The sequence below is a fragment of the Paracoccus solventivorans genome, assembly GCF_900142875.1.
Taxonomy (GTDB): domain Bacteria; phylum Pseudomonadota; class Alphaproteobacteria; order Rhodobacterales; family Rhodobacteraceae; genus Paracoccus; species Paracoccus solventivorans.
The window spans coordinates 646576-667041 of the sequence record NZ_FRCK01000001.1; the positions used below are offsets into that span (position 1 = coordinate 646576).

The following is a 20466-nucleotide window of genomic DNA, read 5'->3' on the forward strand; positions in this document are numbered from 1 at the left end:
CGTAGAAACCCGGCACCGATCCGCCGCGAGAGGCTTTCCATGCGCTTTCCCCGTCCCGTTGTCCTTTGCATCCTCGATGGCTGGGGGATTTCCGACCGTCCCGAGTTCAGCGCCCCCGATCAGGCGCAGACGCCCAACATGGACCGGCTGCTGGCGGAATGCCCCCATGCGACGCTGATCACCTTTGGGCCGGATGTGGGGCTGCCCTCGGGGCAGATGGGCAATTCCGAGGTCGGGCACACCAATATCGGCGCGGGCCGGGTGGTGGCGATGGACCTGGGCCAGATCGACCTGGCGATCGAGGACGGCAGCTTCTTTCAGAACCCCGGCATCGGCGATTTCATCGCGCGGCTGCGCGCGTCCGGGGGCACGGCGCATCTGATGGGCGTGGTGTCGGACGGCGGCGTGCACAGCCATATCGCCCATGTGGTCGCCGCCTGCCGGGCGGTGGCGCAGCATGGGGTGAAGGTGGTGCTGCACGCCATCACCGACGGGCGCGACGTGCCGCCGCAATCGGCGCTGGGGTTCGTCACCGAGCTGGCCGGGAACCTGCCCGCGGGCGTGACCATCGGCAGCGTCTGCGGGCGTTATTTCGCCATGGACCGCGACAACCGCTGGGAGCGGGTGCAGCGCGCCTGGGACGCCATCGTGCGCGGCCGGGGGCTGGCCGCCGAGGACGCCTCCCATGCCGTGACCGCCGCCTATGCGCGGGGCGAGACCGACGAGTTCATCCAGCCCACCGTGCTGCCCGGCTATGCGGGCGCGGCGGATGGGGACGGGTTCTTCTGCCTCAATTTCCGCGCCGACCGGGCGCGCGAGATCATGGCGGCCGTCGCCCAGCCCGGCTTTGACGCCTTTGACGTGACAGGGCGGCCGGCATGGGCGGCGGTGCTGGGGATGGTGGATTATTCGGCGCTGCACGACGAATACATGACCGCCGCCTATCCCAAGCGGCAGGTGCCGAACACGCTGGGCGCCTGGGTCGCCGGCAAGGGGCTGCGGCAGTTCCGGCTGGCCGAGACCGAGAAATACCCCCATGTCACCTTCTTCCTGAACGGCGGCAAGGAAGCGCCCGAGCCGGGCGAGGACCGTTTCATGCCCTCGAGCCCCAAGGTCGCGACCTATGACCTGGCGCCCGAAATGGCGGCGGCCGAGGTGACGGACCGGCTGGTGCAGGCCATCGGCGAGGGCTACGACCTGATCGTGGTGAACTATGCCAACCCCGACATGGTGGGCCATACCGGCAGCCTGCCCGCCGCGGTGCGCGCCTGCGAGGCGGTGGATCGGGGGCTGGGCGCGATGCTGGCGGCGCTGGAACAGGCCGGCGGCGCGGCGGTGATCATCGCCGACCACGGCAACTGCGAAACCATGGTCGACCCCGCCACCGGCGGGCCGCACACCGCCCACACCACCAACCCGGTGCCGGTGATCGTCTGGGGCGGACCTGCGGGCGCATCATTGCGCGCCGGCGGGCGGCTGGCCGATGTGGCGCCGACGGTGCTGGCGCTGATGGGGCTGGACCAGCCGCCAGAGATGACCGGGCGCAGCCTGCTGGTGTCATGAGCCGCAGCACCGCCCCCCTGCCCGCCCTGGCGCTGGCGCTGCTGACGGCCGCGGGACTGGCGCTGCCCGGCCCGGCGCCGCAGGCGCAGACCGTGGTGTCCGAGCACGGGCTGGGCGCCGTCACCACGATCAGCGGCGACGCCACCGACATCGCCGAGGCGGAAACCCCGGCCGAGGCCGCCGGCCGCGCCGCCGCCGCCGCCGCACAATCGCTGCGCGAGGCGATCGGCAAGCTGGACCAGGCGCTGACCGCCGACGACCAGGTGATCGCCCTGACCGAGGTGATCCGCGCCTATGAACAGGGACAGGCCGCGCTGCGCGACAGCCTGCGCCGCGCCGCCCTGCGAGAATCGCAGCTGCGCGCCGATTTCGAGGCGCAGCGCGAAAGCCTGGCCCGCATCGTCGGCGTGATGGTGGCGATGCAGCAATCACCCGAAACCCTGATGCTGCTGCACCCAGCCGGGGCCACCAGCACCGCGCAATCGGGGATGATCCTGTCCGCGGTCACCCCGGCCCTGCAGGCCGAGGCCGACCGGCTGGGCGCCTCGCTTGACGAAATCGCCACCGTGCGCCGCATCGAGCAGGCCGCCGCCGATTCGCTCGCCCGCGGCCTTGCCGACGTGCAGGAGGCGCGGCGGCTGCTGGCGTCCGCCGTCACCGACCGCTCGTCCATGCCGGTGCGCTTTGGCGAGGACCCCAAGGAGCTGACGGCGCTGCTGGCCTCGGCCGACACGCTGGACGCGTTCGCCGACGGGATCGTGACGATGGAAAAGGACATCGGCGCCCCCATGGCCGATTTCGAGGCCGCACAGGGCAGCCTGGCACTGCCGGCACTGGGCCGGGTGCTGCGCGGCCATGACGAGCCCGACGAAAACGGCATCCGACGCCCCGGGCTGACCATCGCCACCCAGCCGGGCGCGCTGGTCACCACGCCATGGCCCGCGACCATCCGCTATCGCGGCCCGCTGCTCGATTACGGCAATGTGATGATCGTCGAGCCGGCGCGGGGGTATCTGCTGGTGGTGGCGGGGCTGGCGCAGGTATTCGGGGAAACCGGCGACGTGCTGATCGCCGGGGAACCCATGGGGCTGATGGGCGGACAGGAAGGCCCCGCGGCCGAGTTCGGCGCCGCCTTCGTCGAGGCCGCGGCCGGCGGAAGCGGCCCGGAAAACGCGCAGAAACTGTATGTCGAGCTGCGCAAGGGCAAGGAAACGCTGGACCCCGCCGAGTGGTTCGTGATGAATCCGGTCATGAGCCCGGGCACGGACACCGACACGCCCGACGGCGGGGAAGAGGCAGAGCAGGTCAGGACGACGGAATGAAGCAATATCTGATGGCCGGGATCGGCGGGGCGCTGGCCGGCATTCTGGTGACGACCCAGCTGGCCGCGCCGCTGATCGCGCAGGAATCCGAACGGAACGCCTCGATCTACGAACAGCTGGACCTGTTCGGCAACGTGTTCGAGCGGGTGCGGCAGGATTACGTCGAGGACGTGGACGCCAAGACCCTGATCGAGGCCGCGATCAACGGGATGCTGACCTCGCTCGACCCGCATTCCTCGTTCCTGTCGGCCAACGACTATCAGGACATGCAGACCCAGACCCGCGGCAGCTTCGGCGGCCTGGGGATCGAGGTCGGGCAGGAAGACGGGCTGGTCAAGGTGATCTCGCCCATGGACGGCACCCCCGCGGACGCGGCGGGGATCAAGCCGGGCGACTTCATTTCCCACGTCAACGGCGAATCGGTGATGGGGCTGTCGCTGGACGAGGCGGTGGACAAGATGCGCGGCCCGGTCGGGTCCGAGGTCACCGTCACCATCCTGCGCGAGGGCGAGACCGAGCCCTTCGACGTCAAGATGACGCGCGAGACCATCAAGCTGACCGTGGTGCGCACGAGGATCGAGGGCCACGCCGTGGTGCTGCGCGTCGCCACCTTCAACGACGAGACCTATGACACGCTGAAGTCCGAGCTGGACAAGGCGGTCGAGGAAGCCGGCGGCATCGACGCGATCACCGGCTTCGTGCTGGACCTGCGCAACAACCCCGGCGGGCTGCTGGACCAGGCGGTCCGGGTCAGCGACGCCTTCCTCGACAAGGGCGAGATCGTGTCCACCCGCGGTCGCAAGCCCGAGGAAAGCGGGCGCTGGAACGCCGAGCCGGGCGACCTGGCGCAAGGCAAGCCGATGGTGGTGCTGATCAACGGCGGCTCGGCCAGCGCCTCGGAAATCGTCACCGGCGCCTTGCAGGACCACCGCCGCGCCATCGTGGTGGGCACGAAGTCCTTCGGCAAGGGCTCGGTCCAGACGGTGATGCCGGTGACCTCGGACAGCGCCATCCGGCTGACCACGGCGCGGTATTACACGCCCTCGGGCCGGTCGATCCAGTCGCTGGGGATCAACCCCGACATCATCGTCCAGCAGCCGCCCACCCGCCCGGCCGAGGACGAAGAGCAGAAATCCCCGCGCAGCGCCTCCAATTTCTCGACCTCGGAAAGCGACCTGCGCGGCGCGCTGAACAACGATTCGGTCAGCGACGAGGAACGCCGCCAGATCGAGGAAGAGGCGCGGCAGGCCGAGCAGACCGCCGAGCTGCGGCAAGAGGATTACCAGCTGGCCTATGCGGTCGACATCCTCAAGGGGCTGGCGGCGGTGGATTTCACCAGCCGCGACGTGGCCGCGGCCAGCACCCCGGCCGCCACCGGCGAGGACGCGACCAGCGAAAGCGCCCGCGAAGGCGCGACCGGCAACGGCAATCGCCCGGTGGACCGCCCCGCCGACGACGCCCCGGCCGAGGAGTGAGCAGCCGATGAACAGCGCCTCGCCCGACGACCTGCCCCCGGGCCCCGGCGGCCTGCCCTATCGCCCCTGCGCCGGGGTGGTGCTGATCGACGCCGCGGGCCGGGTCTTTGCCGGCCACCGCATCGACAACCCGTCGGACGCCTGGCAGATGCCGCAGGGCGGGCTGGACGACGGCGAGGACCCCCGCGCCGCCGCCCTGCGCGAGCTGCACGAGGAAACCGGCATCGCCCCCGAGCTGTGCGAGATCCTGGCCGAGACGCCGGGCTGGCTGCGCTATGACCTGCCGCCGGAACTGCTGGGCCGGATCTGGGGCGGGCGCTACGGCGGGCAGGTGCAGAAATGGTTCCTCGTCCGCTTCAACGGCTCGGACGCGCAGATCGACATCGCCACCGAGCACCCCGAGTTCGACGCCTGGGCCTGGATGACCGCCGCCGAGATCCGCGACCGCATCGTCCCGTTCAAGCGCCAGGTCTACGACGCGATCTTCGACATCTTCCGCGCGCATCTGGCCGACCGCTGACCCTGCCGCGCCCGGGCCGCGCATCCCCGGCCGGATCAGGGTCCGCAAGCCGCAAGCGCCCGATAACCTGAGAACGGCCAGAAGGCCGACCGCCGCGCACTCCCCACGGGCCCGGCAGCCCAAACCCCCCGGCGCTTTCATCTTGCCCCAAATATCCCGGAGCTTCCGAGCACCCGGAACAGGAGGCGGATCGGAAACAGTCCACGAGGCTGTTTTCCTGCCGGATGGTCCGGCGGACCGTTTTCAGCGAGAAGGCCACGGCAGTGGCCGCGGGCTCTCCCCCGCTCCGGCGGCACCCACGCAACCCCCGCTTGCCCGCGCCCGCGGCCTGTCCCAATGTCGCGCGGTCATCTGCTCGCACGCTTCGGGATGGAGCCATGGACGATCCGATCACCGCCTTCGACCTGCAACGGATGTTCCTGGGCGATCATCCGGCGCTGTTCTATGCCGAAATCCTGTTCCGCACCGTCGTCATCTACGCCTATACGCTGACGCTGATCCGCTGGATCGGCGGGCGCTCGGTCGCACAGCTGTCGATGGTGGACCTGCTGCTGGTGATCGCGCTCGGCTCGGCCGTGGGCGATGCGACCTTCTACCCCGAGGTGCCGCTGTTCCACGCCATGCTGGTCATCACCCTGATCGTGGGGCTGAACAAGCTGCTCGACACGCTGATCGAACGCTACAACGTCGCCAAGCGGATCATCGACGGGCGCACCCTGCCGGTGGTGGTCGACAGCCGCATCCTGTGCGACGCGCTGGCGCAGCGCGACCTCAGCCCGCTCGAGATCAAGTCGATGCTGCGGGTGCAGGGCATCTCGAACCTGGGACAGATCGAGGTCGCCTATCTCGAGGCCGGGGGCGGGCTGTCGGTGTTCCGCCGGGCGCAGGCGATCCCCGGTCTGCCGATCGTGCCCCCGATGGAGGTCGAACCGCCGTCGCCGCTGGCCGACTTTGCCGGACGCGACGACGTGTGCTGCATGAACTGCGGCGCGCGGCGCGGGGCGGACAGAGCGCAGCAGGATCTCGCCTGCGCCGACTGCCACCGCGAACAGGGCTGGACGCTGGCCAGCTGCCCGCGCCCGGCCGACGCCGACCAGCGCTGAACCGGCACCGCCCCTTGCCAAGCCCGGGGCTTTGCCGCATCCCCGCACGGAACGGCACAGGGAATTGGCAATGGCGCATCAGGTCTACACGCTGCTGGTCGAGGTCGGCCGCAATCCCGGCGACGGCCTGCCCGAGGGCGCGACAGGCGCGGCGCTGGTCTGCTATGCCTCGGGTGCCGACCAGGACGAGGCGGTGCGCGAGACGGTGGCGGTGCTGAAACAGGCCGATCTCGCCCCGCTCGAGGTGCAGGGCTACGGCAGCATCGCCGACCGGCTGGCGCAGGAGGGCGAGATCCCCGCCGAGGAACGCGCGCTGATGGACCGCGCCCTGGCCGAAAACAGCGTCATCGTCGCCCAGTTCGAGCCGCTGTTCCCCGACAGCTGACCCGGGCCGCGCCCCTCATTCTTCCTTGCAAAAATATCCCGGGGGAGTCCCGAAAGGGACGGGGGCAACGCCCCCTGCTTTCAGCGCCGCTTCCCCAACCCCCGCTGCGCAAGGATCAGCCGCCGCCGGCCGGCCCGCCCGGGGAACGGGTTGCCAGTTTCCCGGGCGCGCGGCTAGACTCCACCCAACGAAAACGACAAGCAACGAGGCAGTGACATGAGATCTTCCATCGGCAGGCTCGCCCTGTCCGCCGCCGCGGTCACCATCCTGGGCTCTTGCGGGATGGGGATCGGCATGGGCCCGGGCCTCGGTGCCATCGGCGCCGGCACCGGCTCCTCGGTCACCCCTGCCCCGATCCCGGCCGCCGACGCCGGGACCGAGGCCAGCTTCCAGCGCTGGGTGCAGGATTTCCGCCCGCGCGCCATCTCCTCGGGGGTCTCGGCCGCGACCTACGACCGCTCGATGCGGATCGCCCGCTACAACCCCGAGGTGATCCGCCTCGACCGCCGCCAGTCCGAGTTCTCGCGCCCGATCTGGCTTTATCTCGACAGCGCGGTGTCGCCGGAACGCATCGCCACCGGCCGGCAGATGGCCGCGCGCCACGGCTCGACCCTGGCCGCGATCGAGGCGCGCTACGGGGTGCCGCGCGAAATCGTGCTGGCGGTCTGGGGGATGGAATCGAACTTCGGCGCCAACCGTGGGCGGATGCAGATCATCCCGGCGCTGGCGACGCTGGCCTATGACGGGCGGCGGTCCGAGATGTTCCAGAACCAGCTGATCGCGGCGATGAAGATCATCCAGGCCGGCGACACCGACCCCCAGCACATGCTGGGCTCCTGGGCGGGCGCGATGGGACACACGCAGTTCATGCCGACTTCGTATCTGTCCTATGCGGTGGATTTCACCGGCGACGGGCGGCGCGACATCTGGTCGGACGATCCCACCGATTCGCTGGCCTCGACCGCCGCCTATCTGGCCCGCAACGGCTGGGTGCGCGGCCAGCGCTGGGGGACCGAGGTGGTGCTGCCCGCCGGCTTCACCGCCGTCGGCAAGGGCACGCGAACCAGCACCCGGCAGCTGGCGGCGATGGGCGTGCGCCCGATCAACGGCGGCTCTCTGCCCGAGGGCACCGGTTCGATCATCCGCCCGGCCGGGGCGAACGGACCGTCGTTCCTGATCCTCGACAACTTCCGCGCGATCCTGCGCTACAACAACGCCGACAGTTATGCGCTGGGGGTCAGCTACCTGGCCGAGGCCATCGCCGGCCGTCCCGGCGTCAAGGCCAGCTGGCCGCGTTCCGACCGGCCGCTGACCCAGGCCGAGCGGGTCGAGATCCAGCGCCTGCTGACCGCCCGCGGCTTCTACCGCGACGAGATCGACGGCAAGATCGGCACCGGCACGATGGAGGCGATCTCGGCCTTCCAACGCTCGATCGGCGCCCCGCCCGACGGCTACGCGACCTCGATCCTGCTCGGACAGCTGCGGGGCCGCTGAGCCCCGGCAGCACGGCGGCGAAACCCCGGGCGGCAGGCGGGCCCGGGGTTTTTTCGTTTGTTGGGGCGGTGGGGGCGGATCCGACGTTCCTGATTGCAGTTAGAGACTGCAACGGGCGACGCATCCGGGCCCGGAGCAGCCAGCGCGAGCAGACGGGGATTGCGGAAACGCCGAAATGGGGCGCTCCTTGATGCCCGCATCACGCGATGGGCTACTGGTTCGAAGCAACGCAGGCGGCAGCTCGTCGACAGAGCACAGAGCACAGAGCACAGAGCACAGAGCACAGAGCACAGAGCATTCGAGACTCTGGGGTCCATAGCGGGACAAGGCCGGACCAGCCCCAAAGGCCCGAACTACAATCCGACTTTGCACAATCCTTACAACCCAGCCGCAACCCGGCCGCTGAGCGCGGACCTGACGCTGACGGAGATCGCGGCGCAGAGGGGGTGGAGGGCTCACCATGTGGCGACCATTATCGACCTTTATGCGCGGGCTTCCCCTGAGACGCCCCTAGACAGGCGCGCGCTGCCTTCGAGTTGGTGCCGGGCACCGCGCAGAGGATCGGCAATGTGCTGAGAACGAGCACCGGCGATATCGAGGATAGAACCATCCGGGTCGAAAGCGCCAAACCAAGCATGCGCCTGATGCTGCCCCTGATCAACTCACTGCAAGAGGCATCCTGCGCGGTGTAGCGGTCAAGCCCAAGGTCTCGAACAATACTGACAGACAGAACGCTGGACCGGCGACTTGCAACGCTCGATGGCGGTCCCGTCGGTTATCGCGTCGTAGACGAGGAGAGATCATGGTCCATGCGACGGAAGATCGGCAGGTAAGACTTTAACAGTCACCCCCTGCACCACCTGCGGCAGGGAACCGGCCGAGCCGGGCGCAACCGACGAGCAGACCAAGCCCCACCAGGCCATCTTAAACCTGCGAATCCACCTGCATAAGGCACGTCAGACGACGCGGGCAAGGCAGGCGATGGCGCCCGGAGAACAGGCCGCGACCGAAGCGGGAACCTCGGAACAGCAATCGGAACAAGAAAACTGATGGGAGAGAGGCAAACATAACCAACTGTAATCGCAGCCATAATATGGAGGCGGGTACCGGAATCGAACCGGTCTTCACGGATTTGCAATCCGCTGCGTAACCTCTCCGCCAACCCGCCGCCTCAAGGTGCGAGGAGAGATAGGCGAAACCGCCGCGCCCTGCAAGACGTTCCGCACTCCTCCGCGCGCGCCCGCACTCCTCCGCGTGCGCCCGGCAGAGAGGCGGAGAGGCGGAGAGGCGGAGAGGCGGAGAGGCGGAGAGGCGGAGAGGCGGAGAGGCGGAGAGGCGGAGAGGCGGAGAGGCGGAGAGGCGGAGAGGCGGAGAGGCGGAGAGGCGGAGAGGCGGAGCAATCCTGCCTTGCAGCGCCTGTCAACTGGGTCGCGCACACCGCAATGTCCGTCAATCGCGACGGCTCAGGGGGTCGGATCGAATATCCCGGGGGAGGCCCAACGGGCCGGGCAGCACCCCCCTTATTCACCGGGTATTGTGGTTGCCAATCATCTTCAGGCAGAGAGCTCCGCCTTGCAGCGTCTGTCAAACGGGTCGCGCGCATCAACGATGCACCGCATCGCCAGCCAACTGCGACGTTCCGCCGCGCGTTCGCGCCGGCGATCCGTCTCCGCAACCTGCCTGCCAACCCCGGCACGCCCCCAAGTATCCCCGGCGGAGGCCCCTGCAAGGGGCCGGGAGCAGCGTCCCCTTATTTCACCCGGGCGTTGCGGTTGCCGATCAGCTTCAGGCGCAGGGCGTTCAGGCGGATGAACCCGGCCGCGTCCTTCTGGTCATAGGCGCCGGCGTCGTCCTCGAAGGTCACATGCGCCTCGGAATACAGGCTCATCTCGGACCAGCGCCCGACGCAATGGACCGAGCCCTTGTAGAGCTTCAGCCGCACCGTCCCCGACACGTATTCCTGCGACTTGTCGATCAGCGCCTGCAGCATCTCGCGTTCCGGGCTGAACCAGAAGCCGTTGTAGATCAGCTCGGCATAGCGCGGCATCAGGCTGTCCTTGAGATGCCCCGAGCCACTGTCCAGCGTGATCTGCTCGATGCCGCGATGCGCCTCCAGCAGGATGGTGCCGCCGGGGGTTTCGTAGATGCCGCGCGACTTCATGCCCACAAAGCGGTTTTCCACGAAATCCAGCCGGCCGATGCCGTGCTTGCGGCCGTAGTCGTTCAGCGCGGCCAGGATCGTGGCCGGCGACATCGGCTGGCCGTTGATCGCGACCGCATCGCCGCGCTCAAAACTGACCTCGATGTATTCGGGGGTGTCCGGCGCATCTTCGGGGTTCACAGTGCGCTGATAGACGTAATCCGGCGCCTCTTCGGCGGGATTTTCCAGCGCCTTGCCCTCAGAGGAGGTGTGCAGCAGATTCGCGTCGACGCTGAAGGGCGCCTCGCCGCGCTTGTCCTTGGCGATCGGAATCTGGTTCTGCTCGGCGAACTCGATCAGCCGGGTGCGCGAGGTCAGGTCCCACTCGCGCCAGGGCGCGATCACCTTGATCGAGGGGTCCAGCGCATAGGCCGACAGCTCGAACCGCACCTGGTCGTTGCCCTTGCCGGTCGCGCCGTGGGCGACCGCATCGGCGCCGTGGCTCTGCGCCAGCTCCACCAGCCGCTTGGAGATCAGCGGCCGCGCGATCGAGGTGCCCAGCAGGTACTGGCCTTCATACAGCGCATTGGCGCGGAACATCGGGAACACATAGTCGCGCACGAACTCTTCGCGCAGGTCCTCGATGTGGATGTTCTCGGGGCGGATGCCCAGCATCTCGGCCTTGGCGCGCGCAGGCTCCAGCTCTTCGCCCTGGCCCAGATCGGCGGTAAAGGTGATCACCTCGCAGCCGTATTCGGTCTGCAACCATTTCAGGATGATCGAGGTATCCAGCCCACCCGAATAGGCGAGAACCACTTTTTTCGGCGCGTCAGTCATCAGCGGGCCCTTTCAACCAGATTTTCCCCGCGGATTATGGGGTTTTGCCGGGTCCGGCAAGGGGAGGCCGCAGATGTCGCGCCGCTGGCAATCCGGCGCGGGGGCGCCTATTGCTCGGCCATGAGCGAACCGAACACCCCTGTCCAACAGGCCAGTGCGGCGCTGCGCGCGCTGTTCGAGCCGACGCCGCTGCAACGCAACGACTTCCTGTCGGCCCGCTACGGGGCCGAGGTCCTGCTCAAGCGCGAAGATCTGACCCCGGTGCGCAGCTACAAGCTGCGCGGCGCCTTCAACGCCATGCGCCGGGCCGGGGCGGCGCCGGGGGCGCATTTCGTCTGCGCCAGCGCCGGCAACCATGCGCAGGGCGTGGCCTTTGCCTGCCGCCATTTCGGGGCCGAGGGCACCATCTTCATGCCGGTGACCACGCCGAAGCAGAAGATCGACAAGACCCGGGTGTTCGGCGGCGGCGCGATCGAGATCGTGCTGACCGGGGATTACTTCGACCAGACCCTCAAGGCCGCGCAGGATTTCACCGTCCAGCAGGGCGCGATCTTCCTGTCGCCGTTCGACGATGCTCATGTGATCGAGGGCCAAGCGACGGTGGCGGCCGAGATCCTGGAACAGATCGAGGGCAGCCCGGACATCGTGATCCTGCCGGTGGGCGGGGGCGGGCTGGCGGCGGGCGTGACCGCGCTGATCCGCGCCGCCTTCCCCGAGGCGCGGCATGTGTTCGTCGAGCCTGGGGGCGGCGCCAGCCTGCGCGCCGCGCTCGAGGCCGGGCATCCGGTCAAGCTGCCGGCGGTCGACAATTTCGTGGACGGCGCCGCGGTGGCGCGAATCGGAGATCTTCCTTTCGAACAATTGTCGCGGTTTTCCCCGGCCGACGTGATCGTCGCGCCCGAGGACCGGGTCTGCGCGACGATGATCGAGCTGCTGAACGTCGAGGGCATCGTGCTGGAGCCCGCCGGCGCGCTGGCGGTGGACGCGCTACGCGACCTGGCCGCCGAGGGCGCGCTGGAGGGCAAGCGGGTGGTCTGCATCTGCTCGGGCGGGAACTTCGACTTCGAGCGCCTGCCCGAGGTGCGCGAACGGGCGCAACGCTGGGCCGGACTGAAGAAATACTTCATCTTGCGCCTGCCGCAGCGGCCGGGGGCGCTGCGCGAGTTCCTCAACCTGCTGGGCCCCGAGGACGACGTGGCGCGGTTCGAATATCTCAAGAAATCGGCGCGCAACTTCGGCTCGGTGCTGATCGGGATCGAGACCAGCAGCCCCGCCAACCTGTCGGCCCTGTCCGAGCGGCTGGCCGCGGCGGGGTTCGACTGGCGCGACATCACCGGCGACCCGGTGCTGTCAGAGTTCCTGATCTGAGCCCATTCCCCGCGAATCATCTGCTGTCCTCCTTTCCGGCCTTGATTGCCGCATAATCCTTAGGAAATCGTGAACGGCCGCGTTAACCGGGCGTTCACAAGCGCCTGCTAGCAAGGGCGCATGAAACTGCCGAATCGGGTTCCCTCCACCTCTTTGCGCACGCCGGGCCGCGATTCGCGCCGGCGCTTGGTGCTGCTGGCCGATGGCGACCATGTCCAACGGCGGCAGCTATCCAGCCGGCTGAAGCGCAGCGGCTACCGGGTGCTCGAGGTTGCCGACGGGGCGGTGGCGCTGGAGATATGCTGCGAGCGGGCGCCCGACCTGATCCTGGCGGATCTGATGCTGGAACGGCTGTCGGGGCTGGATCTGTGCCGGGCGCATCGGGCGCTGCGGCGCCAAGGCTACGGGTATTTCATCCTGCTCGGCCCCGGCTCGAACCGCATCGACGTGGCCGAGGCGCTGCAGGCAGGCGCGGATGAGTTCCTGACCCGGCCGGTTTCCGACGCCGAGCTTCTGGCGCGGATCGCCGCGGCCGAGCGGGTGCTGGACATGCACGACGACCTGACCGCCGCCAACCGCGAGCTGAAATCGGCGCTGGAACAGTTGAGCCAGACGCAGGAGCAGATGAACGCCGACCTGCGCGCGGCCCGTCGGCTGCAGCAGGCGATGATCCGCGAGCACCAGCGCCGCTTCGGCGCCTTCCGCATCACGCTGCTGATGCGCCCGGCCGGAATGATCGGCGGGGATTTCGTGGGATTTCATCAGCTTGATGACAATGCGGTGGGAATCCACGCGGTGGATGTCTCGGGGCACGGGGTCGCAGCGGCGCTGCTGACCGCGCGGCTGGCGGCGCAGATCGAGGCGATGACCCACGACCTGCGCGCCTCTGTCTCGGGGCTGGTCACCACGCTGAACGACATGATGCTGGATGGGCCGCAGACCGACGCCTATCTGACGATGGTCTATGCGCGGCTCGACCTGGCGCGGCAGCGGGTGCGGCTGGTGCAGGCCGGCCACCCGCATCCGGTGATCCAGCGCGCCGACGGCAGTATCGAGCAGATCGGCAACGGCGGGCTGCCGGTGGGGGTGGTCGCCGGCGCCCGCTATGACGAGCTGGAAGTCGCGCTGTCCCCCGGCGACCGGATGCTGATCGTCTCGGACGGGATCACCGATGCGGTCGGGCCGCGGGGCGAGATGCTGGGCTCCGAGGGATTGCGCGCGATCCTGCGGCTGAACGCGCCGCTGTCGGGCAATGCCCTGCTGGAATCGATGTCCTGGTCGGTGTCGAGCTTCGCCAGCGGGGACCGCGCCGACGACCGCTCGGCCGTGCTGATCGAGCATCTGCCGGGCGCGGCGCTGCTGCCGCACCCGGGCGCGGGCGACGCGCCGCCCGAGGGGGTCACATGACCAGGACCTGCGTCCCCACCTTGGTCAGGTTGTAAAGCTGCACGATATGCTCGTTATACAGCCCGATGCAGCCGTTCGAGGATTTGCGCCCGATCTTGCGGGTGTCATGGGTGCCGTGGATGCGGTAATACTGCCAGCTCAGCCACAGCGCATGGGTGCCCATGGGGTTGTCCGGCCCGGGCGGAACGAAATCGGGCCATTCGGGATTGCGCTTCTTCATTTCGGGGGTGGGCGCCCAGCTGGGGCCCTCGACCTTCTTGATGATCTCGGTGCGGCCGGTGCGGGTCAGGTCGGGGCTGACCGGCACCGAGGTCGGGAACAGGCGGAAATCGTTGCCGTCCTCGGACCAGAAGCTGAGCGCGCGCGAGGTCAGGTCGACCAGGATCGCGCCGTTCTTCAGGGTCGAGAAATACGGCCGCCAGTCGTGCATCCGAAAGCTCGAGACGTTCCGGCGGTTGTCCTGCGCCGCATCGACCTGGACCACCCCCGCATCCGGGGTCGCCCCGGCCGCAGCCGGAAGGATGCGCCGCAGCATCTGGCCGGTCCACGGGTCGACCGCCTGCGCGGCCACGGGCCCGGCCAGCCCTGCCGCACCCAGCGCGACCGAGCTTGCCAGAAAGCGGCGCCGGCCCGGGTCAGAGGGGGTGTTCGCGGACATGGATTCTTCCTTTCTGCCTTCTGCCCGGCGCTTCCGGCTCTTGGCGGGCGTTGCTCGAAAACCTGCATCCAGCAGATAGTCCGGGCGCCGGGCAGATCAACTCAAACCCCTGTCATCGGCCCGGATTCCCGGCACGATGCGGTGGCGCGGCCACAGGCGACGACCCGCACCGGCGCAGAGGCGGTCAGCGCCCGTCCAGCCGCACGAAATCCCGCACGCTGCCCTGGCCGGGCTGGACCTCGGCCCAGTCCTCGGCCTGGAAGTCCACCACCAACGTCGCCGCGGTGGGATAGCTGCGGAACTGCGGGTCCAGCGGCGGCTGCGCCGGCAGCATCGCGGCAAAGGCGGCGATGCCGGGATTGTGGCCGATCATCATCACCGTCGGCGCCGTCGCACTTTGCAGCACCCGCAGCATCGTGGCGGGGTCGGCGTGATACAGCGCCGGTTCGATCCGCAGCACCGGCAAGGTCTCGAACACCGCGTCGGCGGCGCAATCCCAGGTCTCGGCGGTACGGCGCGACGAGGAACACAGCACCTCCTCCGGGTCATAGCCGCGGCTGGCCAGCCAGTCGCCCAGCGCGCGGGCCGAGCGGCGGCCACGCGCGTTCAGCGGCCGGTCGTGATCGGAGACCGACGGGTCGTCCCAGTCCGACTTGGCATGACGGGTCAGGATCAGGCGGCAATGTCCCGGTGAAGTCATCCTGATCCGTCCCCTTGCGGTTGTTCCGACAGTAAATCAGACTGCCACCCGATGCTGCGACCCGCAAGCGGGACCGCACCGGGTCGGCGTCAAAGTTCGCTTCCACCCTGGCGCAGCCCGTGCGGCTTGATCCGCGGCTCGGTCGAGCGGATCAGGCTGCCCGCCCCCTGTTCGGTGAACAGCTCGAGCAGCGCGGCATGGGGGACGCGCCCGTCCAGGATCACCACCGCGCGCACCCCCTGTTCCAGCGCTGCCAGCGCGGTCTCGGTCTTGGGGATCATGCCGCCGGCGATGGTGCCGTCGGCGATCATCGCGCGCACCTGGTCGGGGTGGATCTGGGTCAGCACCTGCCCCGCGCCGTCCTTGACCCCCGCCACGTCGGTCAACAGCAGCAGACGGTCGGCCTGCAGCGCGCCGGCGATGGCCCCGGCGGCAGTGTCGCCGTTGACGTTGAAGGTCTCGTTGTCGGCCATGCCGGTCGCGACCGGGGCGATCACCGGGATCAGCCCTGCGGCGTACAGGTCGCGGATGATCTGGATGTTCATTTCCACCGGGCGGCCGACGAAGCCCAGCTCGGGGTCGTCGGGCTCGCACACCATCAGGTCGTCGTCCTTGCCGGAAATCCCGATGGCGCGGCCGCCGGCGTCGTTGATCGCCTGCACGATGCGCTTGTTGACCAGGCCGGACAGCACCATTTCGACCACCTGCACGGTTTCCTTGGTGGTGACCCGCTTGCCGCGGACGAAATGGCTGTCGATGCCCAGCCGGCCCAGCAGCTCGTTGATCATCGGGCCGCCGCCGTGGACCACCACCGGGTGGATGCCGACCTGCTTCATCAGCACGATGTCGCGGGCGAACTCGGCCATCGCCTCATCGTCGCCCATCGCATTGCCGCCGAACTTCACGACGACGACCGCGCCGGCATAGCGCTGCATGTAGGGCAGCGCCTCGGACAGGGTTCGGGCGGTGGTGACGAAGTCTCGGTCCATGCGCTGCAGTCTCATGCGGAAGGGAATCCCTGTAGGTGGCGCGACGCTAGGCAATGCGCGCCGCAAGGTCCAGACCGCCCGTGCCGGGATCGGCGAACTCGGGCCGGGGCGTGTCGGCATTGCCGAAGGGGCGGGTTTCCCGCCCCCGGGCCGAGGGTCACAGGATGAAATCCGCCTCCGACAGGATCGGGGCCTGTTCGAGCAGGATGGACAGGTCGGCGATGCCGTCGCCGTCCAGGTCGGCCTCGACCACCGTCAGACCGCCGCGCAACGACCAGCGCAGCTCTCCGGCGGTGCCGGAAAACGCGTTGCCGCCGATTGGCGCCAGCCCCAACCCGGCAAACTGCATCCGGTCCACCCCGGGGGTGAAATCGGTGATCGCATCCTCGGCCCCCGGGGGCGAATCGGGCGGCTCGAAGACGAAGACATCGGCGCCGTCGCCGCCGGTCATCCGGTCGGCGCCGGTGCCGCCCACCAGCGTGTCGTTGCCCGGGCCGCCCAGCAGGCGGTCGTTGCCGGCCCCGCCCAGCAGCAGGTCGTCGTTCCAGCCGCCGTCCAGGGTGTCGTTGCCATCGCCCCCGTCCAGCACGTCGTTGCCGCCCTCGCCCAGCATCAGGTCGGCGCCGTCGCCGCCCTGCAGCGTGTCGTGGCCGGTGCCGCCGAACAGCCGGTCGTTGCCTGCCTCGCCCAGCAGCAGGTCGTCACCACCGTTTCCGCGCAGCGTGTCGTTGCCGGCGCCGCCATGGATGGTGTCGTTGCCGCCCTCGCCATAGATGAAATCGTCGCCGTCATCGCCATACAGCAGATCCTCATCCTCGCCGCCAAAGATCAGGTCGTTGCCGGCGCCGCCCTCGATCACGTCGCGGCCCGGGCCGCCCAGGATCAGGTCGTCGCCCGCCCCGCCGAAAATGGTGTCGTGTCCGGCTGCGCCCAGGATGTTGTCGCGGCCGCCGCCGGCCTCGATCCAGTCGTTGCCGGCGCCGCCGCGGATGGTGTCGTCGCCGTCGCCGGCGTGGAAACGGTCGTTCCCGGCGCCGCCGAACATCATGCTGTTGCCATCAAGGTCGATGAAGACGTTGTCGCCGTTCAGGTCCAGCAGCAGGTCGTCGCCCGCACCGCCGATCATGGTGTCGTTGCCCCCCATGCCGAACAGCCGGTCGTTGCCCGCCCCGCCCTCGAGATGGTCGTCGCCGGCACCGCCGTTAATGCGGTCGTTGCCGGCGTCGCCATAGATGCGGTCGTTGCCGCCCTCGGCCCCGATCAGGTCGTCGCCATCCTCGCCCCAGATGGTGTCGTTCCCCTCGCCCGCCAGCACCAGGTCGTCGCCGGCGCCGCCGCGGATCAGGTCGTTGCCTGCGCCGCCCCAGACGGTATCGTTGCCGTCCCCGGCCAGCACGCTGTCGCTGCCCATGCCGCCGTGGATGAAATCGTCCAGCGCGCTGCCAAAGATGGTGTCGTCGCCGCCATAGCCATAGACGGTCGAGCCCCCGCGCGAGGCGGTCAGCACGTCCCCGACAGCGGTGCCGTGGATGGTCGAGCGCACGTCCGGCGGCTGGTAATGGGTCAGCGAGAACATCGCATCGGTGAAATGGCTGGCGTCCAGCCGCTGGCCGTTGCGGGTGTGGATGTCGATGATGGTCTCGCCAAAGCGCACGCTGATGCCGTCGGGCAGCGGCTGAAAGCGCAGCTGCTGGACCGAGCGGATCATCCCCAGCATCGACAGGTCGATGCGGTCGATGCCGGGTTCATAGTCGCCGATCATCACCTGCCCGGCGATCGGCAGCGGGATGAAGGTGTCGGCGCCGTTGCCGCCATACATCCACAGCGTGCGGTTGCCGGCGATCAGGATGTCGTCGCCGTCATGGCCGTTGATCCTGGTGGTGCCGTTGCCGCCCTGGATCAGGTCGTTGCCGGCGGTGCCGTCATGCAGCCCCGCGCCGACCTGCACGGTCTGGCCGACGGGGCCGGGGTCGATCACGAACTGGCTGACCCCCTGTTCCACCTGCGAGGCGGCAAAGACCGCGATCTTGCCGCCGATCGCCCGCACCGCCAGCGCCGAGACGTCCAGCAGCGTGGTTTCGGCCGAATCGGCGATGCTGCTCAGGTGGATCAGCCGCCCGTCGGGGGTCAGGGTGAACAGGCTCAGCCCGTCGTCGCTGCCGCCGGCCAGCACATAGGCGCGGCCGTCGATGGTGACGGTTTCCATCACCGTCGCGTTGCGGAATCTCGTGGCCAGCTCGTCGATGACGTGATCGACCGGGATCAGCGCGCCGTCGGGCAGCACCCGCACCGTGGTCAGCGACGAGCTTTGCGCCGAGCTGACCACCAGATAATGCCGCCCCGCGACCTCGACCGCGGCGATGTCGCGCGGGCCGTTGAAGCCGGTGCCGTTGTCGGCGCCGAACAGCTCGGCCGGTTCCAGCGTGCCGTCGGGGCGGACCCGGTGCGAGGCGATGAAGTTCCCGCGCGTCGAGGCGCTGATCAGCAGGTCGAGCCCGCCCACCCGCAGCGGCAGGATCGCGTCGATCTGCGCATCCGCCGGCAGGCCGGTGGGGCGGGTGGTGCTGTCGCCCTGCACCAGCCGCCCGTCCGGTAGCTGCTGCCACAGCGTCACCGGCGCCTGCCCGCGGGTCGAGCCATAGACCAGCGACAGCCCGCTGGCGGTGGTGAAGCTGCCCGCATGCAGCAGATCCTCGGGCAGGGCGGAATCGACAAAGCCGCGGTCGGCGCCGCCGCGGCCTGCGTCGGTCAGCACATGCACCTGCCCCGCGGCCTGGTTCAGCCCCGCGGCCAGCAGCGACACCCCGCCCGGCCGGTCGAGCAGCACCGCCTGCGGGTCGCCCAGATGCGTCAGCTTGCGGTGGTATTCATAATCGCCCAGCAGCCGCGGCAGCAGCCCGGTGCCGTCCACCCCCCAGATCGAGACCCCGCCGCCGGCATAGGTGGCACCGACCAGCACCACCTGTCCGCCGACCTGCCCCAGCGTCAGGTCCGAGATGTTGCCGACATAGCCCTGCGTGATCGTCGCGACATGCTGGAAACTGGCCATGACACCCACCGCCCCTGGAAAATCAGGCCGATACTGCGCCTTCGCCGGTTAACAGGCGATGACCGTCGCCCGCAGTTTTGCGTTGGATTTTAATCAGCCGCGGCGGAAGGGGCCGAACTCGGCGGTCTCGGCCATGTCCTCGCCGACCAGCCGGGTTTCGCGGTGCAGGTAATCCTCGACCGCCCGGCGGAACCCCGGATCGGCGATCCAATGCAGCGAGTGCGTTTCAGCGGGCATGTAGCCGCGGGCGAGCTTGTGTTCGCCCTGCGCCCCGGCCTCGACCCGCGACAGCCCCTGCGCGATCGCAAAGTCGATGGCGCGGTGGTAGCACAGCTCGAAATGCAGGCAGGGGTGGTCCTCGATACAGCCCCAATAGCGGCCGAACAGCGCCTCCTGCCCGATCAGGTTCAGCGCGCCGGCGACCGGGCGGCCGTCGCGTTCCGCCAGCACCAGCAGGCAATCGTCGCGCATCACCTGGTGCAGCAGGTCGAAGAACGCCCGCGTCAGATAGGGCCGCCCCCATTTGCGGCCGCCGGTGTCCTGATAGAACGCCCACATCGCGTCCCAATGCTCCGGGCGCAGGTCGTCGCCGGTCAGGGACAGGATGCGGCCGCCAAAGGCGTTGGCGCGCTCTCGCTCCTTGCGCAGCGCCTTGCGCTTGCGGCTGGACAGCGCCGCCAGGAAATCCTCGTAGCTGCCGTAGCCCGCGTTCAGCCAGTGGTATTGCGTGGTGGTCCGCCCCAGCCAGCCCTGCGATTCGCCGAAAGCCCGTTCGTCTGCCGTGCAGAAGGTGACATGGGCCGAGGACAGCCCCGCCTGCCCCGCCACCTGCGCCATCGCCGCCAGCAGCGCCGCCTGCACCCTACTGTCGCGGGCGATCAGCCGCGGGCCGGTGGCGGGGGTAAAGGGCACGGCGGATTGCAGCTTGGGGTAATACTGGCCTCCGGCGCGATGCCATGCCTCGGCCCAGCCGTGATCAAAGATATATTCGCCCTGGCTGTGGGTCTTCAGATAGGCCGGCGCCACCCCCACCACCTGACCGGCCACCCGCGCCACCAGATGCGAGGGATGCCAGCCCGTCCCCTCACCCACCGACCCCGAGGCTTCCAGCGCCGACAGGAAACGATGGCTGGTAAAAGGATCGCCGCCCGCCCCGCAGTCATCCCACAGGGCGGCATCCACCGCATCGATGCGGGGCAGGACGGAAACGCTCAGCTCGGCCATGACGCCCAAGATAGGCGCTGGCGGGCCGGGTTCAAACGCCTAGGCTGTGAACTCATAAACGGGATTCCGTTGTGATAGCAGGCGTGATTCACTGAACCTATGGAGGGTTCAGGATGGCGCGTTTCGATCTGACGGACTTTGAATGGGAACTGATCCGCCCGCTTCTGCCGAACAAGCCGCGTGGGGTGGCGCGGGTGGATGACCGGCGGGTGCTGAACGGTATCTTCTGGGT

The 20466-nt window shown here is 69.0% G+C and carries 16 protein-coding genes and 1 tRNA gene; 10 read left to right on the top strand and 7 right to left on the bottom strand.

Annotated features, from left to right (window positions below; genetic code table 11):
- Positions 1-39: 39 nt before the first annotated feature.
- The 7 genes from gpmI (at position 40) to BUB57_RS03225 (ending at position 7862) form a co-directional block, all read left to right on the top strand.
- On the top strand, positions 40-1563 hold the full coding sequence (gene gpmI, locus BUB57_RS03195) for a 2,3-bisphosphoglycerate-independent phosphoglycerate mutase (protein WP_073061873.1): 1524 nt from the start codon (positions 40-42) through the stop codon (positions 1561-1563).
- Positions 1560-2885, top strand: a complete 1326-nt coding sequence (locus tag BUB57_RS03200) for a murein hydrolase activator EnvC family protein (RefSeq protein ID WP_084731928.1) — start codon at positions 1560-1562, stop codon at positions 2883-2885. Before gpmI ends, BUB57_RS03200 begins: the two co-directional genes overlap by 4 nt.
- Positions 2882-4360 (top strand): S41 family peptidase, encoded by a 1479-nt coding sequence (locus BUB57_RS03205; RefSeq protein ID WP_084731929.1) that lies wholly within the window; start codon positions 2882-2884, stop codon positions 4358-4360. Before BUB57_RS03200 ends, BUB57_RS03205 begins: the two co-directional genes overlap by 4 nt.
- A gap of 7 nt (positions 4361-4367) precedes the next feature.
- Positions 4368-4880, top strand: coding sequence for an RNA pyrophosphohydrolase (locus tag BUB57_RS03210; RefSeq protein WP_073061877.1), 513 nt, complete (start codon positions 4368-4370; stop codon positions 4878-4880).
- A 377-nt stretch (positions 4881-5257) separates the two neighbouring features.
- Positions 5258-5983 carry a DUF421 domain-containing protein gene (locus BUB57_RS03215; protein WP_073061882.1) on the top strand — a complete coding sequence of 242 codons (726 nt, stop codon included), beginning with the start codon at positions 5258-5260 and terminating at the stop codon, positions 5981-5983.
- A 70-nt stretch (positions 5984-6053) separates the two neighbouring features.
- Positions 6054-6368 (top strand): hypothetical protein, encoded by a 315-nt coding sequence (locus tag BUB57_RS03220; protein WP_073061885.1) that lies wholly within the window; start codon positions 6054-6056, stop codon positions 6366-6368.
- 216 nt (positions 6369-6584) lie between these two features.
- Entirely contained in the window at positions 6585-7862 is a 1278-nt protein-coding gene (locus BUB57_RS03225; RefSeq protein ID WP_073061890.1) for a lytic murein transglycosylase, read from the top strand.
- A gap of 1094 nt (positions 7863-8956) precedes the next feature.
- Here the strand turns inward: BUB57_RS03225 and BUB57_RS03230 are convergent.
- A tRNA-Cys gene (locus BUB57_RS03230) sits at positions 8957-9030 on the bottom strand.
- 582 nt (positions 9031-9612) lie between these two features.
- Entirely contained in the window at positions 9613-10839 is a 1227-nt protein-coding gene (locus BUB57_RS03235) for an argininosuccinate synthase (protein ID WP_073061893.1), read from the bottom strand.
- A gap of 120 nt (positions 10840-10959) precedes the next feature.
- Here BUB57_RS03235 and ilvA point away from each other — a divergent pair, with 120 nt between their 5' ends.
- Positions 10960-12207, top strand: a complete 1248-nt coding sequence (gene ilvA, locus BUB57_RS03240) for a threonine ammonia-lyase IlvA (RefSeq protein ID WP_073062117.1) — start codon at positions 10960-10962, stop codon at positions 12205-12207.
- 120 nt (positions 12208-12327) lie between these two features.
- Complete coding sequence (locus tag BUB57_RS03245; protein ID WP_084731931.1) at positions 12328-13614, top strand: PP2C family protein-serine/threonine phosphatase; 1287 nt, start codon at positions 12328-12330, stop codon at positions 13612-13614.
- On the opposite strand, the gene BUB57_RS03250 is transcribed toward BUB57_RS03245, so the two are convergent.
- From BUB57_RS03250 to BUB57_RS03270, 5 genes are all read right to left on the bottom strand, one after another.
- Positions 13607-14272 (bottom strand): L,D-transpeptidase, encoded by a 666-nt coding sequence (locus BUB57_RS03250; RefSeq protein WP_073061901.1) that lies wholly within the window; start codon positions 14270-14272, stop codon positions 13607-13609. The two genes, BUB57_RS03245 and BUB57_RS03250, sit on opposite strands and share 8 nt — an antisense overlap.
- A 184-nt stretch (positions 14273-14456) precedes the next feature.
- A complete protein-coding gene (locus tag BUB57_RS03255) occupies positions 14457-14972 on the bottom strand; it encodes a SixA phosphatase family protein (protein WP_073061905.1) in 516 nt (171 codons plus the stop codon).
- Between the two features lie 89 nt (positions 14973-15061).
- Positions 15062-15961, bottom strand: coding sequence for an acetylglutamate kinase (gene argB, locus BUB57_RS03260; protein WP_073061908.1), 900 nt, complete (start codon positions 15959-15961; stop codon positions 15062-15064).
- Between the two features lie 157 nt (positions 15962-16118).
- Positions 16119-19010, bottom strand: coding sequence for a calcium-binding protein (locus BUB57_RS17235; RefSeq protein WP_073061911.1), 2892 nt, complete (start codon positions 19008-19010; stop codon positions 16119-16121).
- A 93-nt stretch (positions 19011-19103) separates the two neighbouring features.
- Positions 19104-20234 (bottom strand): GNAT family N-acetyltransferase, encoded by a 1131-nt coding sequence (locus tag BUB57_RS03270; protein ID WP_073061914.1) that lies wholly within the window; start codon positions 20232-20234, stop codon positions 19104-19106.
- Between the two features lie 113 nt (positions 20235-20347).
- On the opposite strand from BUB57_RS03270, the gene BUB57_RS03275 reads away from it, so the two are divergent.
- Positions 20348-20466, top strand: a 119-nt coding sequence (locus BUB57_RS03275; RefSeq protein ID WP_143159589.1) for a transposase, incomplete at its 3' end; no start/stop codon positions are given.